The sequence below is a fragment of the Streptomyces sp. NPDC033177 genome (assembly GCF_055577715.1).
The window spans coordinates 1-21,809 of the sequence record NZ_JBVIPS010000013.1 but is presented as its reverse complement, the minus strand read 5'-3'; the positions used below and the strand labels follow the sequence as shown (position 1 = coordinate 21,809).

Sequence of the window (21,809 nt, the reverse complement as noted above, 5' to 3'; positions counted from 1 at the left end):
GACGGTCCCCCTCCTGGGGAAACGTGAGTGCGACGCACACGCTGGGCAGAACAGTGGGGAGGACGTCACGGACCCGCGGGTCCACGGTGCCGTCCGGTCGGGTACGCCACCGCCGCCGGGACGCGGCAGGGGTCGAGCCGCAGGAGGCGAATGGGTGTCCAGCGCAGCCGAACAGGAAGCACTCCGGGGTGGGCGGCGCGGGACCGGCGCGGCCGCCGTGAACGGGGAGGCCGTTGTCGTGAACGGGACGTCCACGCAGTCGCGCGCCGCGCCGCGGGCCGCATCGGTCGCGCCCGCGGTGCCCGTGTGGCCGGGGGCGCCGACGCCGCTCGGCGCGCGGTTCAGAGTGGGGCCCGACGGTGTCGCGGGCACCAACTTCGCGCTGTGGGCGGGGGGCGCTCAGGCCGTCGAGCTCTGCCTCTTCGACGACCGGGGCGTCGAGACCCGCGCGCCGCTGACGGAGCTGACGCACGAGATATGGCACGGCTTCGTGCCGGGCGTCCGTCCGGGCCGGCGCTACGGCTATCGCGTGCACGGCCGCTGGGACCCGTGGACGGGCGCGCGCTGGAACCCGGCGAAGCTGCTCCTGGACCCGTACGCGCGCGCGGTGGACGGCGACTTCGCGACGCACGGGCTGCCGCCCGAGGTGTACGGGCACGTGCGGGACTGGCCGCAGCAGCATGTGGCCGACACCGTCAGGGACGACCGGGACTCGGCGCCGTACGTCCCCAAGGGCGTGGTGGTGCACGACGACGCGCCGGACGACGAGTGGGCGGACGACCGGCGCCCGAAGACGCCGTGGGCGGACTCGGTCATCTACGAGGTCCACGTACGCGGCTTCACCAAGCTGCACCCGGGGATTCCGGAGGAACTACGGGGTACGTACGCGGGGCTCGCGCATCCGGCGGCGATCGACCATCTCGTGCGGCTCGGCGTGACGGCGGTGGAGCTGCTGCCTGTCCACCAGTTCGCCCATGAGGACCATCTCCTGCAGCGGGGCCTGCGCAACTACTGGGGTTACAACTCGATCGGCTACTTCGCCCCGCACGCGGCGTACGCGGCGTCGGGGACGAGGGGTGAGCAGGTCGGGGAGTTCAAGCGGATGGTGCGGGCGCTGCACGCGGCCGGGATCGAGGTGATCCTGGACGTGGTCTACAACCACACGGCGGAGGCGGGCGAGCTGGGCCCGACGTTCTCGCTCAAGGGCATCGACAACCGCGGCTACTACCGGCTGCAGCCGTCCGACGCGCGGCGGTACGCGGACTACACGGGCTGCGGGAACACGCTCCAGGTGGTGCAGCCGCACGTGCTTCGGCTGATCACGGACTCCTTGCGGTACTGGGTGACCGAGATGGGGGTGGACGGTTTCCGCTTCGATCTGGCGGCGGCCCTCGCGCGCTCGTTCCACGACGTCGACATGCTGTCCCCCTTCCTCGCGGTGATCGCGCAGGACCCGGTGCTCCGGCGGGTGAAGCTGATCGCCGAGCCGTGGGACGTGGGCTCCGGCGGCTATCAGGTGGGGGCCTTCCCTCCGCTGTGGACGGAGTGGAACGACCGCTACCGCGGTGCGGTGCGGGACTTCTGGCGGGGCGCGCTGCCCGATGTGCGGGATCTGGGTTACCGGCTCTCCGGGTCGAGTGATCTGTACGCGTGGGGCGGGCGGCGTCCGTACGCGTCGGTGAACTTCGTGACGGCGCACGACGGGTTCACGCTGCGGGACCTGGTGAGTTACGAGCGGAAGCACAACGAGGCGAACGGGGAGGGGAACAGGGACGGATCGGACGACAACCGGGCCTGGAACTGCGGCGCGGAGGGCGAGACGGCGGACGAGCGGGTGACGGAGCTGCGGCGGCGCCAGCTGCGCAATCTCCTGACGACGCTGCTGCTCTCGACGGGGGTGCCGATGCTCGTCGCCGGGGACGAGATGGGGCGTACGCAGGGGGGCAGCAACAACGCGTACTGCCAGGACAACGAGGTCAGCTGGGTGGACTGGGGGCTGCTCGACGAGCCGGGGTGGGCGGCGCTCTTCGGCCTGACGTCCCGTCTGATCGCCCTGCGCCACGAGCATCCCGTGCTGCGGCGGCGGGCCTTCTTCTCGGGGCGTGCGCATTCGGCGGACGGTCTGCGGGACCTGGCGTGGTTCACGGCGCGCGGGACGGAGATGACGGAGGGCGACTGGTACGCGCCGGCCGCGACGCTCGGCATGTATCTGTCCGGCCGGGACATTCCCGGGCGGGACGCCCGGGGCGCGCCGGTCGTCGACGACAGTTTCCTCGCGATCCTGCACGCGGCGGACCGTGCCGGGAGGTTCGTGCTGCCGGGGGTGCCATGGGCGCGGGAGTACGAGGTGGTGGTGGACACGTCCCTGGAGGAGCAGGGCGAGGCGCCCGGCACGGTCCTGCGCGCCGACACGACGGTCACGGTGGCCGGGCGGTCGGTGCTGTTGCTGCGGGTGCGGGAGGGGGATGCGGAGGCGGGCGCGGGAGCGTGAGGGCGGGTGACGTCGGGTGAGGGTATTGGTCCGTACCTTCCCATTGCCGCGGTCCGCCGCACCGGTCAAGCTCGGCCCATGGACCTGGAGTTGCGGCACCTCAAGACGATCCGGGCGATCGCCGACGCGGGCAGCCTGACCAAGGCCGCCACCGTGCTGGGGCTCGCGCAGCCCGCCCTGAGCGCGCAGCTGAAGCGGATCGAGCGCGCCTTGGGTGGTGAGCTCTTCGAGCGGGGGCGGCACGGCGTGCGGGCCACCGCGCTCGGGGAGTTCGTGCTGGCCCGCGCGCGCGTGGTGCTGCCCGCGGTCAGCGGCCTGCGGGAGGAGGCGCTGCGGTTCTCCACGGCCTGGGAGGGCGGCGCGGGGTTCCGGCTCGGCGCGACGCACGGGCCGTTGCTCGGCGCCCTGGTGGACCGGCTCGCCGCCGCGCATCCGGGGGTGCCGGTGACGACCCACATCTCCTGGTCGGAGCGGGAGATCGCCTCCCGGACGGCCGACGGGCGCCTCGACTTCGCGCTGGTGGGCACGTGCGGGGCGAGTACACCGCCGGAGAGCGAGCTCCTGGTGTGGCGGGAGGTGGCACGTGACCCGGTCTTCGTCATGCTGCCCACGGACCACCCGCTGGCCGCCCGCCGGGAGATCGACCTGGCGTGGCTCGCCGACGAGGCGTGGACGGACGTGCCGGGCGACGGCTGCTTCGCGGACTGCTTCACGGCGGCGTGCGCCCGCGCGGGTTTCACTCCGGCCTCCGTGTACGAGACGGACGTGGCGTCGTGCGTCCACCTGGTCCAGGTCGGGCGGGCGGTGGGGCTCTGCCGCGCGACGTTCCCGCCGACGCCGGGCGTGGTGACCCGCCCCCTGTCGGGAACGCCGCTGTACTGGCGCCACCTCCTGGGCTGGCACCCGGCGACCGGCGCCCACGCACTCACGGTCTTCGCCCAGGCCGGCGCGGCCCACGCCGAGGCGGTGGCCCGCAGCGAGAGTTACACGGCATGGCTGGCAACGCCTTCCCCACAGCTGCCGTGACACCTCTGCTTCCGGGATGTCCGCCCCCGCGCCTTCCATAACGTCAGGGGCGGGGGTCAGCTGACAGCTACTGGTGGGCAGTTGAGGCTTCTACGGTGTGGGCGATCCGCTCGCCCTCGACACCGAGGAGATCCCCCGTGCTCCCCATCCATCGCAGACGTGCCGCGGCCGCCGCGCTCGCCGCCGCCGGTACCCTGCTGCTCGCCGGGTTGCCCGGCACCGCGAACGCCCAGGCCGATCCCGCCGCGTCATCTTCGTCCTCTTCGCCCTCCCCCGCCGAGACCGCCGCCGTCGACAGGACATCCCCCGAGGTCCTGAAGGCCATGCAGCGGGACCTCGGCCTCACGTCGGCGCAGGCCGAGGCCCGGCTGGTCAACGAGGCCGAGGCCGGCGCCGTCGCGGGAGCCCTGCGGGCCGCGCTCGGCCGTGACTTCGCGGGCGCCTGGGTGCACGGCGCGACCTCGGCGCGGCTCACCGTGGCCACCACCGACGCCTCCGATGTCCGCGCGATCGAGGCCCGCGGCGCACGGGCCGAGGTCGTGCCGTACTCCGTCGGCCAACTGGACGCCGCCAAGGCCAAGTTGGACCAGGCCGCCAAGAAGGCGGCCACGCGCGATGCTCCCGTCTGGTACGTCGACGTGCGGTCCAACGCGGTCGTGGTGCGTGCCGTGCACGCCCCTGCCGCGAAATCCCTCGTCGCCGCCGCGGGGGTCGACTCAGCCCTCGTACGCGTCGAGAAGGCCAAGGAACGGCCGCGCCCGCTGTACGACCTCGTGGGCGGGGACGCGTACTACATGGGCGGCCGGTGTTCCATCGGCTTCCCGATCACCAAGGGCACGCAGCAGGGCTTCGCCACTGCGGGTCACTGCGGGCGGGCCGGCACCGCGACCAGCGGCTACAACCAGGTGGCTCAGGGCACGTTCCAGGCGTCCATCTTCCCCGGCAGGGACATGGCCTGGGTCGCCACCAACTCCCAGTGGACCGCCACCCCGTACGTGAAGGGCCAGGGCGGGCAACGGGTCGGCGTCGGGGGCTCCACACAGTCCCCGGTGGGTGCGTCGATCTGCCGTTCCGGCTCCACTACGGGGTGGCATTGCGGCACGATCCAGCAGCACAACACCAGCGTCACCTACCCCGAGGGCACCATCAGCGGCGTGACGCGTACGACGGTCTGCGCGGAGCCCGGCGACTCGGGCGGCTCCTACATATCCGGCAGTCAGGCGCAGGGCGTCACCTCGGGTGGGTCCGGCAACTGCTCCAGCGGCGGGACGACCTTCCACCAGCCGATCAATCCGCTGCTCCAGCAGTTCGGCCTGACGCTGAAGACCACGGGCGGTGGCCCCGGCCCCGGTGACCCCGAGCCGGGTGGCACGTGGGCCGCGGGCAAGGTCTACGCGCCCGGTGACACCGTCACGTACGGCGGTTCGACCTACCGCTGCCTCCAGGGTCACCAGGCACAGTCCGGCTGGGAGCCGCCGAACACCCCGGCTCTCTGGCAGCGCGCCTGACCCCCGGGGGTCAGCTCAGGATGCCGCGGCCGTACGCCGTCGCGACGGCCGCGGCCCGGTCCTTGACGCCCAACTTGCCGTAGATGTGCGTGAGATGGGTCTTGACCGTGGCCTCGCTGATGAAGAGTTCCACGGCGATCGCACGGTTCGACGTGCCCTTGGCGACGAGCGCGAGCACCTCCCGTTCACGGGTGCTCAGCGCTTCGTTGCCGGGGGCACGCACACGTGAGACGAGCCGGGAGGCGACCGCGGGCGAGAGGACGGTGCGGCCTTGCGCCGCCGCGCGGACCGCGGTGAACAGGTCGTCGCGGGGCGCGTCCTTGAGGAGGTAGCCCGTCGCGCCCGCCTCAATCGCGGGCAGGGTGGGCGAGCTCCCGCTCGTCGAGCGGCGCGGACGGCGTGAAGGACATGACGGTGGGCCCGCGGCCCGGCTGATGAGGCCCGCGGGGCTGTCGAGCGCGGCGATCCGCCCCTGGTCGATGACCGCGATGCGGTCGCAGAGGCGCTGAGCCTCCTCCATGAAGTGCGTGACGAGCAGGACGTTGACACCGCTGTCGCGTACGTCCTCGATGAGCTGCCAGGTGTCACGGCGGGCGCGCGGGTCCAGGCCGGTGGTCAGCTCGTCGAGCACGACGACCCTCGGGTTCCCGATCAGGGCGAGCGCGATGAACAGGCGCTGCTTCTGGCCGCCGGAGAGCCTGCCGAAGCGCTCTCCTGGAGCTGGGCGCCGAGGATCTGGGTGACGCGGTCGTGGTCGGCGACGGGGTCGAGTCCGGCGACGCGGACGGTTCCGGCGTCGGGGACGCGCAGCCCCTCCACGCATTCCACGGTGGTGGTCTTGCCGGCGCCGTTGGGTCCGAGGACGCCGAAGATCTCGCCCTCCTCGACGGCGAAGGAGACGCCGTCGACGGCGGGCCGTCCGCCGTAAGCCTTGCGCAGGTCGTGCACTTCGATGATGGGCATGGGTCGAGCCTCCCGGGTGGGCGGGGGCCGGGGCATCGCCCATCGCGCTCGAAGGGGCATCAGCCGATCGGTTGACGGAGGGGTACGACTTCGCCCCGGTCTTAGGACCAGCGGATGAACAGGGACGGGCCAAAACTCGGTGGGCTCTGTCAGTGGCCATCCGTAGGCTCACTCCTGATGCCGAAACCAGATGCACCGACCAAGGACTCAGCGGATCCGGCGGGCGGAAAGTCCGCCGTACGGACGCTGCTGCGCCTGTGGCCGTACGTCCGCCCTGTCCGAACTCGCCTGTTCAGCGCGGCTTTTGTGGCCGTCCTCGCGTCCTGTACGGGGCTGGTCTTCCCCCTCGTGCTGAAGTGGCTCGTGGACGGCCCAGTGGCGGACAGGGACCTCGCGGGGGTGTGGCTCGGGGCGCTGCTCCTGCTGCTGCTCGGTGTCGCGGAGGCGCTGCTCTTCGGTCTGCGGCGATGGCTGGTGGCGCGGCCGCTCGCCTCGGTGGAGGCGTCGATGCGGGCGGATCTCTACCGCCATCTGCAGCGGCTCCCGGTGGCCTTCCACGACCGCTGGGCCTCGGGCCAGTTGCTGTCGCGCGGCACCACGGATCTGATGCTGCTGCGGATGTTCCTCGCCTTCCCGCTGACGTTCCTGGTCGTGAACGGGGCGACGATCGTGGTCGGCATGGCGATCCTGCTGGCACAGGACTGGGCGCTCGGCCTCGTGCTGCTGACCCCGCTGGTGCCGCTGATGATCGTCGGCGCGTACTTCGAGGGCCGGTACATGGCCGTGGCCCGGCGGGCGCAGGACCAGGTCGGCGATCTGACGACGGTCGTCGAGGAGAGCGTGCTCGGCATCCGCATCATCAAGGGCTTCGGCCGCCACCGCAGTCAGGCGCGGGCGTTCCGCGAGCTGTCGCACACCCTGCGGGGCACGGAGCTCGCCAAGGCGCGGCTGCTCGCCGCGATCAACGCGGTGATCATGACGCTGCCGGAGATCGCGATCGGTGCGGCGCTCGTCCTGGGGACGGTGCAGGTGGCGGACGGCGGCCTGTCCACGGGAACGCTGGTCGCGTTCCTCTCGACGGCGCTCGCGCTGCGCTGGCCGGTGGAGTCGATCGGGTTCCTGCTCGCGATGAGCCAGGAGTCGGCGACGGCCACGGAGCGGTACTTCGAGGTGATGGACGCGGAGCCGGAATCCTCCACGGAGACCGGCCTCCCTGCCGCGGGAGGCTCCGCCACGACCGGACTTCGCTTCCACGGCGTGGAGTTCCGCTACCCGGACGCGCCTGCCGACGTGCCGCCCGCGCTCGACCGGATCGACCTGCACGTCCGCCCCGGCGAGACGCTCGCGCTCGTCGGGGCGACGGGCAGCGGCAAGACGACGCTGACGGCGCTGGTGCCGCGGCTGCACGAGGTGAGCGGGGGCCGCATCACGCTGGACGGCGAGGACATCGCGGAGATGGACCGCGAGCGGCTGCGCACGCTGGTGGCGGTCGCCTTCGAGGAGCCGACGCTGTTCTCCGCGACGGTGGGCGAGAACGTCCTGATGGGGGCCGAAGAGGCGGCGGGCGAAACGGAGTTGTTCCGCGCCCTCGATGTCGCCCAGGCCGATTTCGCCCACGCGCTGCCGCAGGGCACGGCCACGCAGGTCGGCGAGCAGGGCCTGAGCCTCTCCGGCGGCCAGCGCCAACGCCTGGCCCTGGCCCGCGCGGTGGTGGGCCGCCCCCGCTTCCTGGTCCTTGACGACCCGCTCTCGGCGCTGGACGTCCACACGGAAGCCCTGGTGGAGGCGGCCCTGCGCCGCGTACTGCGGGACACGACGGCCCTGGTGGTGGCCCACCGCCCCTCCACGGTCCTGCTCGCCGACCGGGTCGCCCTGCTCTCCGCAGGCAGAATCACGGCAGTGGGCACCCACCACGAACTGCTGCGAAGCAACGCGGAGTACGCGTGGCTGATGTCGGGGGCAGGGACAGAGGCGGGCCCCGTGTCCGCGGAAGGCGAGATTGCTCGATGACCGCTTCGACACCCGCCTCGCGGACGGCGGACACGGATCAAGCCCCCGAACCCGACGAGCAGGTGACCGAGCAGCCGGTCGCAAGCGGTGGGACCGCCGATGACTTCGATCGGGACGCTCTTCCCGCGCCGCCTGGTGCCACCTCCGCCCTGTTGCGGTCCCTGCTCTCGCGCCTTCGTGGGCGCGTCGTCCTCGCGGCCGTGCTGCTGCTCCTCCAGCAGGCCGCCGTGCAGGGCGGGCCGTTGCTCGTCGCGTACGCCATCGACAGCGGGGTGCCCGCCGTCCGTGCCGACGACTACGGGCCTCTCATCGCCATCGGCATCGGCTACCTGCTGTGCGCGGCCGCGTCCGGCGGCTTCCAGTACGCGTTCATCGTCGCCTCCGCCCGCGTCAACCAGGACGTGCTGCTCGATCTGCGCGGACGCATCTTCCGGCACGCGCAGGCCCTCAGCGTGGACTTCCACGAGCGGTACACCTCGGGGCGGCTCATCTCCCGGTCCACCACCGACGTGGAATCCCTGCGGGAACTCCTCAGCGAAGGGCTGCAGGAGCTGATCACCGTCATCCTGTCCTTCGTCTACATCTCGGCGATGCTGCTCTGGCTCGACCTGAGCCTCGGCGCCATGGCCGTAGCGTCCTTCGTGCCGCTCTACCTCCTCGTACGCCGCTATCAGCGCCGCGCGGGCCCCCTCTTCGGGGAGCGGTCCACGGCGATCGCCTCCGTCATCGTGAAGTTCGCCGAGACGATGAACGGCATCCGTCCGGTCCGCGCGTTCCGGCGCGAGCGCGCCAACGAGGCGGAGTTCGGTGTACTGAACCGGCACCACGAGCGGGCCAACGGCGACGCCATGCTGGAGATGGCCCGTTACGTGGTCGGCTCCCGGCTCGTCGCCAACACCGCCGTCGCCGGGATCGTCCTGTGGGGCGCCTACCGCGTCACCGACGGCACCCTCGCGCTCGGCGTCCTCGCCGCGGCCGTGCTGTACCTGCGCCGCCTGTACGACCCGATCGACCGGCTCGGGATGTTCCTGAACTCCTACCAGTCGGCCGCCGCCTCCCTGGAGAAGGTCGCGGGGCTGCTCGCCCAGACCCCCTCCGTGCCCGAGCCGCACCCCGACCGCGCCCGGCCACTGCCCGCCCTCGCCTCCGAACACCCCGGCCGCGAGGTCGACTTCGACGGCGTACGGTTCGCCTACCGGACCGGCGGCGAGGTCCTGCCCCGCTTCGACCTGACGCTGCCCGCCGGGCAGACCGTCGCCGTGGTCGGCTCCACCGGCGCGGGCAAGTCGACGCTCGCCAAGCTCCTTGCCCGCTTCTACGACCCGACGGACGGCCGGGTCCTGCTCGACGGCGTGGACCTGCGGGATCTCGCCAACGCCGAGCTGCGGCGCGGTGTCGTCATGGTGACGCAGGAGGCTTTCCTCTTCTCCGGGACCGTCGCCGAGAACATCGCCATCGGCCGCCCCGATGCCACCCGCGAGGAGATCGAGCAGGCGGCGAAGGCCATCGGCGCGCATGACTTCATCGCGTCCCTGCCCGACGGCTACGACACCGACGTACGCAAGCGGGGTGGCCGTATCTCCGCCGGTCAGCGCCAGTTGGTCGCCTTCGCGCGGGCGCTGCTCGCCGACCCGGCGGTGCTGATCCTGGACGAGGCGACCAGCTCGCTCGACATCCCGGGCGAGCGGGCCGTGCAGCGCGCCATGCACACGGTGCTTCGCGGGCGGACCGCCGTGGTGATCGCCCACCGGCTCTCCACGGTGGAGATCGCCGACCGCGTGCTCGTGATGGAGCACGGGCGCATCGTGGAGGACGGCACCCCGGCCGAGCTCATCAAGGGCAGCGGGTCGTTCGCGGACCTGCACCGGGCGTGGCGGGACAGCGTGGTGGGGTAGCCGAACAGTTCAGGCCGACTCCCGCGCCCAGCCGAGGGGTGCGGAATCAGCCACGCCGCTCCGGCCCGGTGGTGCGGGGCTCTCGTCGAACAATCGGGAGCCCCTCACCTCGGGCGACCCCTCCGTATATCGAACGTGAGCCACCGGGCAGCGGACCAGTTCCGGCCAACTCTTGACGCACCCCTGACAAACAATGCGCGCCAGTGCCACTCTTCCCCTCGATTCCCAGCGCCACCTCGCTCCACCCCGCAAGACCCCGCTCGACCCCTGAATTCCCAGCTCCACGTTCTGCCTTGTTCTGCCCGGACGGCACGACCGCGCCGCCCGGTCCCCCTGGCCGCGTATCCCGCGGCCACGCAGAAGGAGTCCGTGTTGAGAAGCACCTCTCACAGACCTGCCTCCCACAGACGCGCCACCGCCGCGGGCGCCCTGACGGCCGTCGCCGCCCTCATCGCGGTGGCTTTCCAGACGGGCCCGGCATCCGCCGACGATCCGGCGATATCGCAGTCCAAAGCCCCGGCCGCCGCGAAAATAGGCAAGGCCGACCCCGGTTCCCTGCCCGTGAAGCTCACCCCCGCCCAGCGTGCGGCGCTCCTCAAGGACGCCAACGCCACCAAGGCGGAGACGGCCAAGGACCTGGGGCTCGGCGCCAAGGAGAAGCTCGTCGTACGTGACGTCACCAAGGACGGCGACGGCACGACGCACACCCGCTACGAGCGCACGTACGACGGACTGCCCGTCCTCGGCGGCGACCTGGTGGTCGACGAGGCGAAGTCGGGGAAGACCGAGGGCGTCACCAAGGCCGCGAAGGCACAGCTCAAGGGTGTCGACACCAGCGCCGAGGTGAAGGCGTCGACCGCCGAGAAGCAGGCGCTCGGCGCGGCGAAGGCCGAGGGGTCGAAGAAGACCGACGCGGACCGCGAGCCGCGCAAGGTCGTCTGGATGGCCGAGGACGAGCCGACGCTCGCGTACGAGACGGTGGTCGGCGGCCTTCAGCACGACGGCACCCCGAACGAGCTGCACGTCATCACGGACGCGGCCACCGGCAAGAAGCTCTTCCAGTGGCAGGGCATCGAGAACGGCACGGGCAACACCCAGTACAGCGGTCAAGTCACGCTGGGAACGGCGCAGTCGGGGTCCAACTACACCCTGACCGACACCGCTCGCGGCAGCCACAAGACGTACAACCTGAACCGCGGCACGTCCGGCACCGGCACGCTCTTCTCGGGCCCGGACGACGTCTGGGGCAACGGCCAGGCGTCCAACCTGGAGACGGCCGGCGCGGACGCCCACTACGGGGCGGCGCTGACCTGGGACTACTACAAGAACGTGCACGGCCGCTCCGGCATCCGGGGTGACGGCGTCGGCGCGTACTCGCGGGTCCACTACGGCAACAACTACGTCAACGCGTTCTGGTCCGACGCCTGCTTCTGCATGACGTACGGCGACGGCGCGGGCAACGCCAAGCCCCTGACGTCCATCGACGTGGCGGCCCACGAGATGACGCACGGCGTCACGGCGGCCACCGGCAACATGACGTACAGCGGTGAGTCAGGTGGCCTGAACGAGGCGACGTCCGACATCTTCGCGGCGGCCGTGGAGTTCCACGCCAACAACGCGCAGGACAAGGGCGACTACTACGTCGGCGAGAAGATCGACATCAACGGCGACGGCTCGCCGCTGCGCTACATGGACAAGCCCTCCAAGGACGGCGCGTCCAAGGACTCCTGGTACTCGGGCATCGGCAACATCGACGTGCACTACTCGTCCGGTGTCGCCAACCACTTCTACTACCTCCTGAGCGAGGGCAGCGGCGCCAAGGTCATCAACGACGTCGCGTACGACTCGCCCACCTCGGACGGTCTGCCCGTGGCCGGAATTGGTCGTGACAAGGCGTCGCTCATCTGGTTCAAGGCGCTGACGACGAAGTTCACCACGACCACCAACTACGCGGCGGCCCGCACCGGGACCCTCGCGGTGGCCGGTGAGCTGTACGGCACCAGCAGCGCCGAGTACGCGGCGGTGGCCCACGCGTGGGCCGGCGTCAACGTCGGCGCGCGTCCCGGTGGCGGCGGTGGCACCGACTTCGAGAACACCACCGACGTCGCCATCCCGGACCGCGGCGCGGCCGTCACCTCGTCCATCAACGTCACCGGCCGCACGGGCAACGCTCCCGCCGCCCTGAAGGTCGGCGTCGACATCGTCCACACCTGGCGCGGCGACCTGGTCGTCGACCTGGTGGCCCCGGACGGCTCGACGTACCGCCTGAAGAACTCGAGTTCGTCGGACTCCGCCGACAACATCCAGGCGACCTACACGGTCAACGCCTCGTCCGAGGTGGCCAACGGCACCTGGAAGCTGAAGGTCCAGGACGTGGCCGCGCAGGACGTCGGCCGCATCAACAGCTGGAAGCTGACGTTCCCGTAGACCTCTGAGCCCTGTCCGGGCTCGGGCTCGATGGCACATGCAGACTGCGCCGCTCCGGGTGGATCCACTCCCCGGAGCGGCGCACCCATGTGTACGGCTGTGTGCGGGGCACCGCTCAACTCCCCGTTCGCATTGCGTACATGGACCATCGCTCAACGGACGATTTCCGGCCAACCTGCGGTCAGGTACCTGACATGCGCGTGGCCCAACTGACACTCTTCCCTCGCACGACACAACAGAACATCTGTACACCCGCACCGCATCTTTCAGCCCGGACAGCTCCCCAACGCCGTCCGGGCCCCCCACAGAAGGAGCATGCGTGACCCCCCACATATCCCGGAAGCGCTCCACGCTGGCCATCGCCACCGCAGTCGCCGCCGGAGCACTGCTCGCCGGCGGTCTGACCACCGGAGCCTCCGCGCAGCCCGACCGGGCCGCGGCGCCCGCCGGATCGCAGATCGCGCTCTCCTCCACCGCCCGCGCCGGACTGCTGCAGGACGCGAACGCGGACAAGGCCGCCACCGCCGAGAAGATCGGCCTCGGCGGCAAGGAGAAGCTCGTCGTCAGAGATGTCGTCAAGGACCGCGACGGCACCACGCACACCCGCTACGAGCGCACCTACGACGGCCTGCCCGTCCTCGGCGGCGATCTGGTCGTCCACACCGCCAAGAGCGGCTCGGTCAAGAGCGTGACCAAGGCCGCCAAGGCCACCATCAAGGTCGCGTCCACCTCCGCGAAGGTCGGCGCCAAGTCGGCCGCGAAGTCCGCCGAGTCGACCGCGTCGAAGTCCGGCGACACCAAGAAGGCCGACGCGCAGACCCCGCGCAAGGTCGTCTGGGCCGCGTCCGGCAAGCCGGTCCTCGCCCACGAGACCGTCGTCACCGGCGTCCAGAAGGACGGCACGCCCAGCAAGCTGCACGTCATCACCGACGCGGCCACGGGCAAGAAGCTCTTCCAGTACCAGGCCATCGAGAACGGCGCGGGCCACAGCCAGTACAGCGGCGACGTCGAGGTCGGCTCCAAGAAGGGTTCGAGCGGCTTCGACCTGATCGACGACGCGCGTGGCGGCCACTCGACGTACGACCTGAACCACGCCCAGAGCGGCGAGGGCAAGCTCGTCACGGACGACGACGACACCTGGGGCACCGGAAAGCCGGAGGACGCCCAGACCGCCGCCGTCGACGCCGCCTACGGAGCCCAGTTGACCTGGGACTACTACAAGGCCGTGCACGGCCGCGAGGGCATCAAGGGCGACGGCAAGGGCGCGACCTCGCGTGTCCACTACGGCAACGCGTACGTCAACGCCTTCTGGGACGACAGCTGCTTCTGCATGACGTACGGCGACGGCGAGGGCGACAAGAAGCCGCTCACGTCGATGGACGTCGCGGCGCACGAGATGACGCACGGCGTCACGGCGGCGACCGCCAACATGGAGTACAGCGGTGAGTCGGGCGGTCTGAACGAGGCCACCTCCGACATCTTCGCGGCCGCGGTCGAGTTCAACGCCAAGAACGCCGAGGACGTGCCCGACTACATGGTCGGCGAGAAGATCGACATCAACGGCGACGGTACGCCGCTGCGCTACATGGACAAGCCCTCCAAGGACGGCAACTCCCTGGACAACTGGAGCGCGGAGGCGGGCAACGTAGACGTCCACTACTCCTCCGGCATCGCCAACCACTTCTTCTACCTGCTGTCCGAGGGCAGCGGCGCGAAGGAGATCAACGGCGTCAAGTACGACTCCCCGACCGCCGACGGCTCCAAGGTCGAGGGCATCGGGCGCGACAAGGCCGAGAAGATCTGGTTCAAGGCCCTGACGTCGTACTTCACGACGACGACGGACTACAAGGCGGCCCGCGAGGGCACCTTGAAGGCGGCGACGGACCTGTACGGCGCGGACTCGGCCGAGGCCAAGGGCGTGGCGGCGGCCTGGACGGGCGTGAACGTCAAGTAGCTCCCCCGACGCCGGACGGGCTGATTTGTCAGCCCGTCCGGCGTTTGAGGACGAACTCGGCGGAGCCGGTGATCAACGGCAACCAAGGCCCCCGCGCCAGAGCGGGTTTTTCGGGAAGGGGCGGGGTTGGGGGAAGCCCCGCAGGGCCGCCCTACCGCAACAACACCCCCGCAGCCTCCCCCGTCCCCTCCGACGGCACCGCGACCAGCCCCAACTCGGCCCCGCTGGCCAGCAGTCGATGTGCCGGCAGGATGCGGACCGTGTAGCCGAACGGCCCCGTGCGGTCCAGGGACAGCGGCCCCTCGTAGAGACGGCGGCCCTCCGCGTCAGGCCCACCCACCGGCTTCAGCGGAATCGGGCTCGCATCCGCGATGACGTCCTCGGGATCGACGCGACCCGCGATCGTCTGCACCTCCACGTCGTCCGGGGTCAGGTCGCCCAGGTGCACGCGGACCCGCAAGGAGAGCGTGGCCCCCAGTTCGGCGGTGGCTCCCGTCGCCGTTGCCTCGACGTGGTCGACGGCGACCCGCGGCCAGGCGGCACGCACCCGCGCCTTCCAGTCGGCAAGATCCGCCGCGGCATCCGCGTCCAGCGTGCGGTGCGCCCGCGCGGCGGGGACGTACAGCTGCTCCACGTAGTCCCGCACCATCCGCCCGGCGAGCACCTTCGGGCCGAGCCGGGTCAGCGTCCGGCGCACCATCTCGATCCACCGGTCGGGCAGGCCGCCCGGCCCCTGCTCGTAGAAGCGGGGCGTGATCCTGCGCTCAAGGAGGTCGTACAGCGCCGCGGCTTCCAGGTCGTCCCGGCGGTCCTCGTCCGTCGCCGCCCCGTCCGCCGTGGGGATCGCCCAGCCGAAGTCCGGCTCGAACCATTCGTCCCACCAGCCGTCGAGGACCGACAGGTTGAGGCAGCCGTTCAGCGCGGCCTTCATCCCGCTGGTCCCGCACGCCTCGAGCGGACGGAGGGGGTTGTTCAGCCAGACGTCGCACCCCGGATACAGCTTCTGCGCCATCGCCATGCCGTAGTCGGGCAGGAACACGATGCGGTTCCGCACCCGCGGGTCGTCCGTGAAGCGCACCAGCTCCTGGATGAGCCGCTTGCCCCCGTCGTCCGCCGGGTGCGCCTTGCCCGCCACCACGATCTGGATCGGCCGCTCCGGATGCGTGAGCAGCTCCATCAGCCGGTCGCGGTCCCGCAGCATCAGCGTCAGGCGTTTGTACGAGGGGACGCGGCGCGCGAAGCCGATCGTCAGGACATCCGGGTGGAGTACGTCGTCGATCCACCCCAACTCCGCGCTCGCGGCGCCCCGTTGGCGCCAGGACGCGTAGAGCCGCTGCCTGACCTCCGTCACCAACTGCCCGCGCAGCTCACGCCGCAGCTCCCAGATGTCCGCGTCCTGGATCTCGGCGACCGCGTCCCACCGCTCGGAGCCGCCCACCGACAGCGCGTCCTCCGTGCGCTGTGCGCCGATCTGCCGTGCGCCGAGGCGGAACACCTCGGGAGCGACCCAGGTCGGGGCGTGCACGCCGTTCGTGACGGAGGCGATCGGCACTTCCTCGGCGTCGAATCCCGGCCACAGGCCCGCGAACATCTCGCGGCTCACCTTGCCGTGCAGGGTGGAGACGCCGTTGGCGCGGCGCCCGAGCCGCAGGCCCATCACCGCCATGTTGAAGAGGTTGGGTTCACCGCCGGGGTACGTCTCCATGCCGAGACGCAGTATCCGCTCGACGTCGATGCGGGGCAGTTCGGCGTCCGGTCCGAAGTGCCGGGCCACCAGTTCACGGTCGAAGCGGTCGATCCCTGCGGGTACGGGCGTGTGGGTGGTGAAGACGGTCCCGGCGCGCACGGCTTCGAGCGACGCGTCGAACTCGACCCCTTCGCGGGCGAGTTCGTGAATCCGCTCAAGTCCGAGGAAGCCCGCGTGCCCCTCGTTCGTGTGGAAGACCTCGGGCTCGGCGTGCCCGCTCAGCCGGCAGTACGTCCTGATGGCGCGCACCCCGCCGATGCCGAGCAGCATCTCCTGGAGCAGCCGGTGCTCGCTGCCACCGCCGTAGAGCCGGTCGGTCACCTCGCGGGCGCCGGTGTCGTTCTCCTCGACGTCCGAGTCGAGCATCAGGAGCGGTACGCGCCCGACGCTCGCCTGCCATACGTGCGCACGCAGCGAGCGCCCGCCGGGCAGGGCGATCGAGACCAGGCTCGGGGTGCCGTCCGCCTCGCGCAGGAGGGTGAGCGGCAGCTCGTTCGGGTCGAGCACCGGGTAGGTCTCCTGCTGCCAGCCGTCACGGGACAGGGACTGGTGGAAGTAGCCGTGCCGGTAGAGGAGACCGACCCCGATGAGCGGGAGCCCGAGGTCGCTCGCCGCCTTCAGGTGGTCGCCCGCGAGGATGCCGAGGCCTCCCGAGTACTGCGGCAGGGCGGCGGTGATGCCGAACTCGGGCGAGAAGTAGGCGACGGCGCGCGGGAGCTCACCCCCGCGCTCGGCGGCCTGCTCCTGATACCAGCGGTCCCCGGTGACGTACTCCCGAAGCCCGTCCGAGGCCGCGGCGAGACGGCGCAGGAACTCCCCGTCCCCGGCCAGCCGCGCGAGCCGCGCGGGCGACACACTGCCGAGCAGGCGCACGGGGTCGCACTGGGACGCGGCCCACTGCTCGGGGTCGACGTACGTGAACAGGTCACGGGTTTCCGCGTGCCAGGACCAGCGCAGATTGCGCGCCAGCTCCGAGAGCGGGGTGAGGGGTTCGGGAAGGGCGGGACGTACGGTGAATCGACGGATGGCCTTCACAGCGACTCCACCTCTGCGGGGGATGCGTTACCTATCGACCTACGCGTAGAAGGTAGCGGTGCCCGCCCCTCTGCAACTACGGCGCACGGACGCGCACGGCACAGGGCCCGGCGGTCACCCCGTGGTCCCGCACCTGCCGCAGGCATCCCGAATCCGTCCGGAAATCGGCGCAACCCTCACAGCACTCCCACCGGCGGTCTGACCGATTCCCCCACGCCGTGTGGTCTTGTAGGCCCTCACGCCGCACGAGAGGCTGCCAAGTGGCGCTCGTGGAGGATACGGGGAATCCGGCACAGACCGCTCCAACTCCGCGAGTCGCATGTCAAGTTGGGGAGGGAAACCAGCGTATGACTCTGTCGCGCACGAAGCGTCTGCGGTGGGCCGGGGCCGTGACCGCCGCCACCACGGCGGTGGTACTTTCGGCCATCACGCTGCCCGCACACGCCGATCCCGCCGATCCCCCGCTCGGGGAGATACTCGGCGCCGGTGAGCCCGGTTCCGTCAGCGGGAGTTACATCGTCACGCTCAAGGGCGGGACCACTGCCCCGTCGGAGGCGGGCAAGGGCCTCGCCGCGAAGTACGGGGCGAAGATACGTCACACCTACAGCACCGCGATCAACGGCTACGCGGTGAAGGCCGGATCCGCACAGGCCAAGAGGCTCGCGGGTGACCCCCGGGTCGCCTCCGTCTCCCAGGACAGCACCGTGTCCCTGGACCACACCCAGAAGGACCCGCCTTCCTGGGGCCTGGACCGGATCGACCAGAAGAACCTGCCGCTCGACACGTCCTACACCTATCCCGAGTCGTCGGGCCAGGGCGTGACGGCATACGTCATCGACACCGGAATCCGTGCCTCGCACAAGGACTTCGGCGGCCGCGCGAGCAGCGGCTGGGACTTCGTCGACAACGACGCCACGGCACAGGACGGCAACGGCCACGGCACGCACGTGTCGGCGACCGTCGCGGGCGAGAGCCACGGCGTCGCCAAGCAGGCGGACGTCGTGGGCGTCAGGGTGCTCGACGACGCGGGGTCGGGAACGACCGCGCAGGTCATCGCGGGCATCGACTGGGTGACGAAGAACGCGACGAAGCCCGCCGTCGCCAACCTCAGCCTCGGGGGCACGGCCAACGCCCAGCTGGACGCCGCCGTACGCAACTCCATCGCCTCCGGGGTCACTTACACGGTCGCGGCCGGCAACGACGGGCTTCCCGCGTTCCTGTTCTCGCCCGCCCGGGTGAAGGAGGCGATCACGGTCGGCGCGACCGACGTCAAGGACGCCAAGGCGAGCTTCTCCAACTGGGGCGGCAGCCTGGACCTGTTCGCGCCGGGCGTCGGCATCACCTCCGCCTGGAACACGGACGACAGCGCCACGGACACCCTCTCCGGGACGTCCATGGCCTCGCCGCACGCGGCGGGCGCGGCGGCGCTCTACCTCGCCGATCACCCGTCGGCCACCCCGGCCGAGGTGAGCAAGGCACTGACCGACCAGGCGGTGCCGGGCAAGGTGACGGGCGCCGGCCTCGGATCCCCGAACAAGTTGCTGCAGGTCAGCAACCCGTAGAGCACGGCGCAGCACAGAACCGGCCCCGCCGCACATGGCGGGGCCGGTTTCGTGTGTGCGGGTGCGGCCTTGCCTCCTGCGCGATCCCGAAGCACCCTCGATAGGACACCGGTCTTGTTATGGGGCCTTACGCACCAGTAGCCAGCAAAGCGCCGGATTGCCCACCCGAAGTTGGTGGGAAGGCTCCCCCGGTACGCACACGGCTCAGTACGGTCAGTCACGACTCGGTACGGCAGTCATGGCTCAAGTACGGCAGTCACGGCTCAAGTACGGCAGTCACGGCTCAAGTACGGCCACAAGCGCGGCACGCAGTCGCTGAACCCCTCCAGAACCCCGTATCCGCCCCACTCATGTAACGCGGACAGGAGCGGTAATGCCCTCAACTCGCCCGTCGGCGACACCCTCGGGAAAAGCCTCGGGAAAGGTCTCCACAAGAGTGCCCACACCCCCGGCACCACAGCAGGACGCGCGGGACCAGCAGGACCCGCGGGACCAGCAGCACCCGCAGGAACCGCCCCCCTTCCCCGCCCGGCCCGGCACCCTCACCGGCCGCATACCCGTCCTCGACATCGCGCCGCTCGTCCACGGCGGGCGGCGGCCCGCCAAGGCCGTGGTGGGCGAGACCTTCCAGGTCACCGCCACCGTCTTCCGCGAAGGGCACGAGGCGGTCGCCGCCAACGTCGTCCTGCGCGATCCCCAAGGGCGCCCCGGGCCATGGACGCCGATGCGCGAGCTGGCCCCCGGCACCGACCGGTGGGGCGCGGACGTCACCCCGGACGCGGAGGGACACTGGACGTACACCGTCGAGGCGTGGGGCGATCCCCTCACCCAGTGGCGCCACCACGCGCACATCAAGATCCCGGCGGGCATCGACACCGAACTCGTCCTGGAGGAAGGCGCCCGCCTCCACGAACGCGCCGCTGACGTCGCCCCGGCGAGCGACCGCGCCACCCTCGGCGCCGCCGTCGAGGCCCTGCGCGACACGGGGCGTCCCGCCACGGCCCGCCTCGCCGCCGCCCTCACCCCGGAGGTGGACGCGGTCCTCGCCGAGCATCCGCTGCGCGAACTCGTCACGGAGTCGGAGCGGTTGCCGCTGCTTGTGGAGCGGGAGAGGGCCCTGTTCGGGTCCTGGTACGAGTTCTTCCCGCGCTCGGAGGGCGCCGTGGTCCGGGAGGGGCAGCCGCCGAAGTCGGGCACCTTCCGCACGGCCGCCGAGCGGCTTCCGGCGATCGCCGCGATGGGCTTCGACGTCGTCTACCTGCCGCCCATCCACCCCATCGGCACCACCTTCCGCAAGGGCCCCAACAACTCCCTGTCCCCCGGCCCCGACGACGTCGGCGTGCCCTGGGCCATCGGCTCCCCTGAAGGCGGCCACGACGCGATCCACCCCGACCTGGGCACCCTGGAGGACTTCGACGCCTTCGTGCGCCGTGCCCGCGACCTGCACCTCGAAGTCGCCCTGGACTTCGCCCTGCAGTGCTCCCCCGACCACCCCTGGGTCGACAAACACCCCGAGTGGTTCCAGCACCGCGCCGACGGCAGCATCGCCTACGCCGAGAACCCCCCGAAGAAGTACCAGGACATCTACCCCCTGGCCTTCGACCGCGACATGCCCGGCCTGATCACCGAGACCGTACGCCTGCTGCGGTTCTGGATGGACCACGGCGTGCGCATCTTCCGCGTCGACAACCCGCACACCAAACCGGTCGCCTTCTGGGAACAGGTGCTTGCCGACATCAACGACACCGACCCCGACGTCATCTTCCTGGCCGAGGCCTTCACCCGCCCGGCCATGATGCGCACCCTGGCCGCCATCGGCTTCCAGCAGTCCTACACCTACTTCACCTGGCGGAATGCCAAGGAAGAACTCACGGACTACGCGAGCGAGTTGGCGACGGAGACCGCCCACTACCTCCGGCCGAACTTCTTCGTCAACACCCCGGACATCCTGCACGCCTACCTGCAGAACGGCGGCCGCCCCGCCTTCGAGGCCCGCGCGGTGCTCGCCGCGACCCTCGCGCCGACCTGGGGCGTCTACAGCGGATACGAACTCTGCGAGAACGCCCCTGCGCGGGCCGACAGCGAGGAGTATCTGAACTCGGAGAAGTACCAACTGCGCCCGCGTGACTGGGAATCGGCGGAGCGCACCGGCTCCACCATCGCGCCCCTCATCACCACGCTGAACCGCGTACGGCGCTCCAACCCCGCCCTGCGGCAACTGCGTGGCCTGCACTTCCACCCCACGGACCAGGAAGCGGTGATCGCGTACTCGAAGACGGCCGGGGGCGAGGACGGATCGAACACGGTTCTGGTGGTCGTGAACCTCGACGCCCACCACACCCAGGAGGCCACGGTCTCGTTGAACATGCCGGAACTCGGCCTCCACTGGCACGATTCCGTGCCGGTGCGCGACGAGCTCACCGGCAACACCTTTCACTGGGGCAGGGCCAACTACGTGCGCCTCGGTCCGGGCGGCGCGCATGTGTTGCTCGTCGGCCGGGGGCCCGGGGATTTACCCCCGGATGAGCACAGCGAGGTTCTGCGACCGTCCTCACCGTTGATCGGAGGGTCACCCACACCATGATCATCAACGAGCCCGTCCAGGACACATTCGAGGACACGCCCGCCAAGGACCGCGACCCCGAGTGGTTCAAGCGCGCGGTCTTCTACGAAGTCCTGGTCCGCTCCTTCCAGGACAGCAACGGCGACGGCATCGGAGACCTCAAGGGGATCACGGCCAAGCTGGATTATCTGCAGTGGCTGGGCGTGGACTGCCTATGGCTGCCACCGTTCTTCAAGTCGCCGTTGCGGGACGGCGGTTATGACGTGTCGGACTACACCGCGGTCCTCCCGGAGTTCGGCGATCTCGCTGACTTCGTGGAGTTCGTGGACTCCGCGCATCAGCGGGGCATGCGCGTGATCATCGACTTCGTGATGAACCACACCAGCGATCAGCACCCGTGGTTCCAGCAGTCCCGCAGCGACCCAGAAGGCCCCTACGGCGACTACTACGTCTGGGCCGATGACGACAAGCAGTACCAGGACGCGCGCATCATTTTCGTCGACACCGAGGTCTCCAACTGGACCTTCGACCCAGTGCGCAAACAGTACTTCTGGCACCGCTTCTTCTCCCACCAGCCCGACCTCAACTACGAGAACCCGGCCGTCCAGGAAGAAATCATCTCCGCCCT

Annotated in this window: 12 protein-coding genes and 2 pseudogenes; 10 read left to right on the top strand and 4 right to left on the bottom strand. The window is 70.7% G+C overall.

Annotated elements, in window-relative coordinates; translation table 11 throughout:
• The first annotated feature begins 154 nt into the window (after positions 1–154).
• The 3 genes from glgX to ACZ5U5_RS36560 all read left to right on the top strand — a co-directional run bounded on the left by glgX (position 155) and on the right by ACZ5U5_RS36560 (position 5,025).
• Positions 155–2,491, top strand: coding sequence for a glycogen debranching protein GlgX (gene glgX / locus ACZ5U5_RS36570; RefSeq protein WP_469030675.1), 2,337 nt, complete (start codon positions 155–157; stop codon positions 2,489–2,491).
• 78 nt (positions 2,492–2,569) lie between these two features.
• Positions 2,570–3,517, top strand: coding sequence for a LysR family transcriptional regulator (locus ACZ5U5_RS36565; protein WP_469030673.1), 948 nt, complete (start codon positions 2,570–2,572; stop codon positions 3,515–3,517).
• A 137-nt stretch (positions 3,518–3,654) separates the two neighbouring features.
• On the top strand, positions 3,655–5,025 hold the full coding sequence (locus ACZ5U5_RS36560; RefSeq protein WP_469030671.1) for a carbohydrate-binding protein: 1,371 nt from the start codon (positions 3,655–3,657) through the stop codon (positions 5,023–5,025).
• A gap of 10 nt (positions 5,026–5,035) precedes the next feature.
• Here the strand turns inward: ACZ5U5_RS36560 and ACZ5U5_RS36555 are convergent, their stop codons facing one another.
• From ACZ5U5_RS36555 to ACZ5U5_RS36545, 3 genes and pseudogenes are all read right to left on the bottom strand, one after another.
• On the bottom strand, positions 5,036–5,656 hold the full coding sequence (locus tag ACZ5U5_RS36555) for a LuxR C-terminal-related transcriptional regulator (protein ID WP_469031004.1): 621 nt from the start codon (positions 5,654–5,656) through the stop codon (positions 5,036–5,038).
• A gap of 30 nt (positions 5,657–5,686) precedes the next feature.
• Positions 5,687–5,848 (bottom strand): annotated as a pseudogene (locus ACZ5U5_RS36550) (hypothetical protein); the annotation flags it as partial.
• A pseudogene (locus tag ACZ5U5_RS36545) lies at positions 5,842–5,988 on the bottom strand (ATP-binding cassette domain-containing protein); the annotation flags it as partial. The pseudogenes ACZ5U5_RS36545 and ACZ5U5_RS36550, both read right to left, overlap by 7 nt.
• 177 nt (positions 5,989–6,165) lie before the next feature.
• Between ACZ5U5_RS36545 and ACZ5U5_RS36540 the strand changes: the two are divergent.
• From ACZ5U5_RS36540 to ACZ5U5_RS36525, 4 genes are all read left to right on the top strand, one after another.
• Entirely contained in the window at positions 6,166–7,998 is a 1,833-nt protein-coding gene (locus ACZ5U5_RS36540) for an ABC transporter ATP-binding protein (protein ID WP_469030668.1), read from the top strand.
• On the top strand, positions 7,995–9,893 hold the full coding sequence (locus ACZ5U5_RS36535; protein ID WP_469030666.1) for an ABC transporter ATP-binding protein: 1,899 nt from the start codon (positions 7,995–7,997) through the stop codon (positions 9,891–9,893). The genes ACZ5U5_RS36540 and ACZ5U5_RS36535 overlap by 4 nt, the downstream gene beginning before the upstream one ends.
• Before the next feature lie 369 nt (positions 9,894–10,262).
• Entirely contained in the window at positions 10,263–12,320 is a 2,058-nt protein-coding gene (locus tag ACZ5U5_RS36530) for a M4 family metallopeptidase (RefSeq protein WP_469030663.1), read from the top strand.
• A 319-nt stretch (positions 12,321–12,639) separates the two neighbouring features.
• Positions 12,640–14,274 carry a M4 family metallopeptidase gene (locus ACZ5U5_RS36525; protein ID WP_469030661.1) on the top strand — a complete coding sequence of 545 codons (1,635 nt, stop codon included), beginning with the start codon at positions 12,640–12,642 and terminating at the stop codon, positions 14,272–14,274.
• Positions 14,275–14,425: 151 nt separating this feature from the next.
• On the opposite strand, the gene glgP is transcribed toward ACZ5U5_RS36525, so the two are convergent.
• The gene (gene glgP, locus ACZ5U5_RS36520; RefSeq protein ID WP_469030659.1) at positions 14,426–17,056 is read right to left on the bottom strand and encodes an alpha-glucan family phosphorylase; all 2,631 of its coding nucleotides are present in this window, start codon (positions 17,054–17,056) and stop codon (positions 14,426–14,428) included.
• 347 nt (positions 17,057–17,403) lie between these two features.
• Here glgP and ACZ5U5_RS36515 point away from each other — a divergent pair, with 347 nt between their 5' ends.
• The 3 genes from ACZ5U5_RS36515 to ACZ5U5_RS36505 form a co-directional block, all read left to right on the top strand.
• Complete coding sequence (locus ACZ5U5_RS36515) at positions 17,404–18,618, top strand: S8 family peptidase (RefSeq protein WP_469030656.1); 1,215 nt, start codon at positions 17,404–17,406, stop codon at positions 18,616–18,618.
• 373 nt (positions 18,619–18,991) lie between these two features.
• Positions 18,992–21,202, top strand: a complete 2,211-nt coding sequence (locus tag ACZ5U5_RS36510; protein ID WP_469030654.1) for an alpha-1,4-glucan--maltose-1-phosphate maltosyltransferase — start codon at positions 18,992–18,994, stop codon at positions 21,200–21,202.
• A partial coding sequence (locus ACZ5U5_RS36505; protein ID WP_365823831.1) for an alpha-amylase family glycosyl hydrolase occupies positions 21,199–21,809 on the top strand: 611 nt, incomplete at its 3' end. The genes ACZ5U5_RS36510 and ACZ5U5_RS36505, both read left to right, overlap by 4 nt.

Coding starts and splice junctions, on each gene's coding strand:
- ACZ5U5_RS36565 (WP_469030673.1), top strand. CDS start 2,570: ATGGACCTGGAGTTGCGGCACCTCAAGACGATCCGGGCGATCGCCGAC.
- ACZ5U5_RS36540 (WP_469030668.1), top strand. CDS start 6,166: ATGCCGAAACCAGATGCACCGACCAAGGACTCAGCGGATCCGGCGGGC.
- ACZ5U5_RS36535 (WP_469030666.1), top strand. CDS start 7,995: ATGACCGCTTCGACACCCGCCTCGCGGACGGCGGACACGGATCAAGCC.
- ACZ5U5_RS36515 (WP_469030656.1), top strand. CDS start 17,404: ATGACTCTGTCGCGCACGAAGCGTCTGCGGTGGGCCGGGGCCGTGACC.
- ACZ5U5_RS36510 (WP_469030654.1), top strand. CDS start 18,992: ATGCCCTCAACTCGCCCGTCGGCGACACCCTCGGGAAAAGCCTCGGGA.